The following is a 229-nucleotide window of genomic DNA, read 5'->3' as shown; positions in this document are numbered from 1 at the left end:
AAATAACTCGCTCAATCCCCTGTTTTGCCCAAAATTGTACACTCGCGTAATTTACCGCATTCGCTTGTACCGATAGATGAATAGGCATAGTCGGCCATTTTTCTCGCACTAGCATAATTAACCCCGGATCAGACATGATCAGCGCATCGGGCTGCATAGCAATAACCGGCTCAATGTCGCGTAAATACGAGTTAACTTTAGCGTTATGCGGCGCAATATTAGATACCAC

Annotated in this window: 1 protein-coding gene; it reads right to left on the bottom strand. The window is 45.0% G+C overall.

Translation table 11 applies throughout. The annotated features are described in order from the left end of the window. On the bottom strand, nucleotides 1-229 hold a 229-nt coding region (locus tag AAEY62_RS25250), incomplete at both ends, for a U32 family peptidase (protein WP_350637255.1).

The sequence above is a fragment of the Pseudoalteromonas sp. GW168-MNA-CIBAN-0100 genome, assembly GCF_040309225.1.
In the GTDB taxonomy this organism is placed as follows: Bacteria; Pseudomonadota; Gammaproteobacteria; order Enterobacterales; family Alteromonadaceae; genus Pseudoalteromonas; species Pseudoalteromonas arctica.
The sequence above is the reverse complement of the archived record's forward strand: the minus strand, read 5'-3'. Positions and strand labels throughout refer to the sequence as shown.